A 4,178-nucleotide genomic window follows, 5' to 3' on the forward strand; every position below is an offset into this window, starting at 1 on the left:
GGGCGGCGGCCTGCGGTGCGGGCTGCGGGATCGAGGAGATCGGCTGGGCCGGCTCGGGCTCGGGCTCGGGAGCGGCCTCCTGAGCCGGAGCGGCGCCCGCGGAGCCGTTCTCGTCGATGACGGCCAGCTCGGCGCCGACCTCGACGGTCTCGTCCTCGGCGACGACGATCTTGGTGAGAATGCCCGCCGTCGGCGAGGGGATCTCGGTGTCGACCTTGTCGGTGGAGACTTCGAGGAGCGGCTCGTCGGCCTCGACGCGCTCGCCCTCCTTCTTCAGCCAACGGGTGACGGTGCCCTCGGTGACGCTCTCGCCGAGCTGGGGCATCTGTACGGACTTCGGCATTGGGTGTCTTCTCTCGTGTTCCGAGTGAGGGCTTGTTATTAGTTGTGGACGTGCAGCGGCTTGCCGGCCAGGGCCAGCATCGCCTCGCCGACGGCCTCGGACTGGGTCGGGTGCGCGTGGATGAGCTGGGCCACCTCGGAGGGCAGCGCCTCCCAGTTGTAGATCAGCTGACCCTCGGTCACGAGCTCGCCGATGCGGCGGCCGACCATGTGCACGCCGAGCACCGGACCGTCCTTCTCGGTGACGATCTTGACCGCGCCCTGCGTCTGCAGGATCTGGCTCTTGGGGTTGCCGGCGAGGTCGTAGGTGAACTCGACGACCTCGTGACCACGCTCGCGGGCCTGGGCGGAGGTGATGCCCACCGACGCGACCTCGGGGTCGGAGTAGGTGATCCGCGGCACGCCGTCGTAGTCGATCGGCACCGGGTTCAGCCCGGCGATGTGCTCGGCCACCAGGATGCCCTCGGCGAAGCCCGCGTGGGCGAGCTGCAGGGTCGGGATCAGGTCGCCGACCGCGTACACACCCGGCACGCTGGTCTGGCAGAACTCGTCGACGGTGACGGTGCCGCGCTCGATCGCGATGCCCGCCTCCTCGAAGCCCATGCCGGAGGAGACGGCGCCACGGCCGACGGCGACGAGCAGCAGCTCGGCGTCGAGGGTCTTGCCGTTGGCGAGCGTGACGATCACACCCGTGTCGGTGGACTTGACGCCCTCGAAGAAGACGCCCAGCTCCTGCTTGATGCCGCGGCGGCGGAAGGCGCGCTCCAGCAGCTTGGAGCTGGACTCCTCCTCCAGCGGGAGCAGGTGCGGCAGCGCCTCGACGATCGTCACCTCGGCGCCGAAGGAGCGCCACACGCTGGCGAACTCCACGCCGATGACGCCGCCGCCCAGAACGATCACCGAAGTGGGCACCCGGTCCAGCTTGAGCGCGTGCTCGCTGGTGATGACCCGCTCACCGTCGATGTCCAGGCCGGGCAGCGACCGGGGCGCGGAGCCCGTCGCCAGCACGATGTTGCGGCCCTCGTAGACCTCGGAGCCGACGGCGACCCGGTTCGGGCCCGCGAGGCGGCCCTCACCCTCGATGATGGTGATGCCCTTGCTCTTGAGCAGGCCCTGGACGCCCTTCCAGGCGCGAGTGACGATCTTGTCCTTGAACGCGTGGACGCCGTCCATGTCGATGCCCTCGAAGCGGGCCTTGACGCCGAACGCCGCGCTCTCCCGGGTCTCGTCGGCCACCTCCGCCGAGTGCAGGAGGGTCTTGGTGGGGATGCATCCCCGGTGCAGGCATGTGCCGCCGATCTTGTCCTTCTCGATCAGCGCGACCGTCTTGCCCAGCTCGGCCGCCCGCAGGGCGCAGGCATACCCACCGCTACCGCCACCCAGGACGACGATGTCGTAGGGGCCGCTGCCATCAGCCACAGGAAAGCTCCTTGTCGGATTGGATTACCGTCTTCACGGTCGCGCCCGCTCCGTGCCCTGGCTGGTCACGCGGAAACTGGTTAGCATCCACGCCTCCCCCTCGGGCACGGCTCGCCGCATCGCCGGGGCCTCGCTCTTGGCCTGACCCCGACAACCGCATCTTTTCATTTGTCCACGTAGCTTGTGACCCGCTTGCGCGGCGCCGGCTAGCTCGCGTAACGCTCGGCGAGGCCGATGAGGGTCCGGGTGATCGCCCCGGTGCCGCCCTTCGGCGTGTAGCCGTGGGGCTCCCCCTTGTTGAAGGCCGGTCCCGCCATGTCGATGTGGGCCCAACGGACCCCGTCCGGCACGAATTCCCGAAGGAAGATGCCCGCCGTCAGCATGCCGCCGAAGCGCTCCGGGTGGAGGTTGGCGATGTCGGCGACGGGGGAGTCGAGCCCCTTGCGGAGCTCTTCCGGCAGGGGCATGCCCCACGCGGCCTCGCCCTGCTCGCCGGCCGTACGGACGACCTCCTCGCGGAGCTCGTCGTCGTTGGCCATGACGCCGGCCGTACGCCAGCCGAGCGCCACGATCTGCGCCCCGGTGAGCGTGGCGACGTCCACGATCAGGTCGGGGTCGTCCTGGCCGGCGCGGGCGATGCCGTCGATCAGGACCAGGCGGCCCTCGGCGTCGGTGTCGAGCACCTCGACGGTCTTGCCCGCGAAGCTGGTGAAGACGTCGGAGGGGCGCTGGGCGGTGCCGCTGGGCATGTTCTCCGCCAGGCAGAGATAGCCGATCGCGTTGACCTTGAGGCCCAGCTCGGCGATCGCGACGAGCGCGCCGAAGACCGCGCCCGCGCCGCTCATGTCGGACTTCATCCAGTCCATCGAGGACGTCGGCTTGAGCGACAGGCCGCCGGAGTCGAAGGTGATGCCCTTGCCGACGAACGCGACCGTCTTGGCGGCCTCCGGGTGGCTGTAGGCGAGGCGGACCAGGCGCGGCGGGTTGGCCGAACCCTGGCCGACGGCGACGATGCCGCCGTAGCCCTCCTCCTTGAGTGCCTTGTCGTCCAGGACCTCGACCGACAGGCCCGCCGCCGAGCCGGTCTGCTCGGCGATCTCGGCGAAGCGGGCCGGCCACAGGTCCGAGGGCGGGGTGTTGACCAGGTCGCGGACCAGGGAGACCGAGGCGGCCACGGTAGCGGCGCGCTCGACCGCGGCCTGAGCGCCGTCGGCGCCGCTCAGGACGGTCAGCTCGGCCACCGGGGCGGTCTGCTCGCCGGTGGTCCGGTACGCGGTGAAGGAGTAGGCGCCCAGCAGGGCGCCCTGGGCGACGGCCCCGGCCCGCTGCGCGTCGGCGGCGGGCAGCGCCAGCGCGACGCGGGCGGTGCCCGCGAGAGCGCGCGACGCGGTGCCCGCGGCGCGGCGCAGGGACTCGGTGTCGTAGTCGCCCTCGGGAGCGTCACCGAGGCCGACGACGGCCAGGAGCGGGGCGGACAGCGCGCCGAAGGTCGGAAGCTTGGCGATCTCGCCCTGCTTGCCCTTGACGCCCATCGCGAGGAGTGTCGCGGCGAGCCCGCCGCCCAGCGCCTCGTCCACACTCTCGGCCCCCGGAGCGGGACGCGGGCCGTCCGGGCCGGTGTGGACGCCGACGACCAGGGCATCGGTATCAAACGAGACAGCGTTGTCAGTTGAGTTCAGCCGCACAGTGGTCACGTCGCCCGATGCTAGTCGGGCTTGCGCAGTACGCATAAACGAGGGTTCGTCCTACGAATCGCCGGGCCCGATGATGCCACTTCGATTAGCACCATTCGAGGTGATGGTGCTAATGTCGATAGCACTATGTTGATCACCTTGGATCTGAACGATCCCCGGCCCCTGCACGACCAGGTGGCCGAGGCGATCCGGCGCGCCGTCGCCGAGGGTTCCTACGCGCCGGGAGACCGGCTTCCACCGGCCCGTGACCTGGCCGAGGCGCTGGGCATCAACGCGAACACGGTGCTGCGCGCCCTGCGCGACCTGCGCGACGAGGGCGTGCTGGAGTTCCGCCGCGGACGCGGCGTGAGCGTGCTCAGCCGCCCCGACCCCCGCAGCGTGCTGGAGGAGAGGCTCCGGTCGCTGCTCGCCGAGGCGGGCCAGTACGGCTACGGGCACGACGACGTCATCGACTTGATCAGAGAGATCTCGTGACCGCGCCGGACGGCCGGTCACCGGAAGGAGAGACCGCCATGGGCCTGCGAGGCCGATTTGTTTCCGTGGCCGCCGGCTGGGTGACGCTGGTGACCGCCGTGCTGGTCGCCGTGCCGTTGACGCTGCGCGACCGGCTGCCCGACCCGCTGGCCGTCCACTGGGGGCCGTCGGGCGGCCCCGACGGGTCGGCGCCCTTCACCGTCGCGCTGGTCGCCTGGACGGCGGTGTGGCTGCTGATCGGGGGCGGGG

General features: G+C 70.9%; 5 protein-coding genes. 2 read left to right on the forward strand and 3 right to left on the reverse strand.

What is annotated here, in order from left to right:
* From CA984_RS42825 to CA984_RS42835, 3 genes are all read right to left on the reverse strand, one after another.
* Positions 1-343, reverse strand: a 343-nt coding sequence (locus CA984_RS42825) for a biotin/lipoyl-containing protein (RefSeq protein WP_341351765.1), incomplete at its 3' end; no start/stop codon positions are given.
* Between the two features lie 38 nt (positions 344-381).
* On the reverse strand, positions 382-1,761 hold the full coding sequence (gene lpdA / locus CA984_RS42830) for a dihydrolipoyl dehydrogenase (protein WP_086579012.1): 1,380 nt from the start codon (positions 1,759-1,761) through the stop codon (positions 382-384).
* Positions 1,762-1,967: 206 nt separating this feature from the next.
* Positions 1,968-3,491 carry a leucyl aminopeptidase gene (locus tag CA984_RS42835; protein WP_086579013.1) on the reverse strand — a complete coding sequence of 508 codons (1,524 nt, stop codon included), beginning with the start codon at positions 3,489-3,491 and terminating at the stop codon, positions 1,968-1,970.
* 102 nt (positions 3,492-3,593) lie between these two features.
* Here CA984_RS42835 and CA984_RS42840 point away from each other — a divergent pair, with 102 nt between their 5' ends.
* Both CA984_RS42840 and CA984_RS42845 read left to right on the forward strand, forming a co-directional pair.
* The gene (locus CA984_RS42840) at positions 3,594-3,929 is read left to right on the forward strand and encodes a GntR family transcriptional regulator (RefSeq protein WP_086579014.1); all 336 of its coding nucleotides are present in this window, start codon (positions 3,594-3,596) and stop codon (positions 3,927-3,929) included.
* A 38-nt stretch (positions 3,930-3,967) separates the two neighbouring features.
* A partial coding sequence (locus CA984_RS42845; RefSeq protein WP_133061964.1) for a DUF1648 domain-containing protein occupies positions 3,968-4,178 on the forward strand: 211 nt, incomplete at its 3' end.

The sequence above is a fragment of the Streptosporangium minutum genome, from assembly GCF_002149035.1.
Lineage (GTDB): Bacteria > Actinomycetota > Actinomycetes > Streptosporangiales > Streptosporangiaceae > Streptosporangium > Streptosporangium minutum.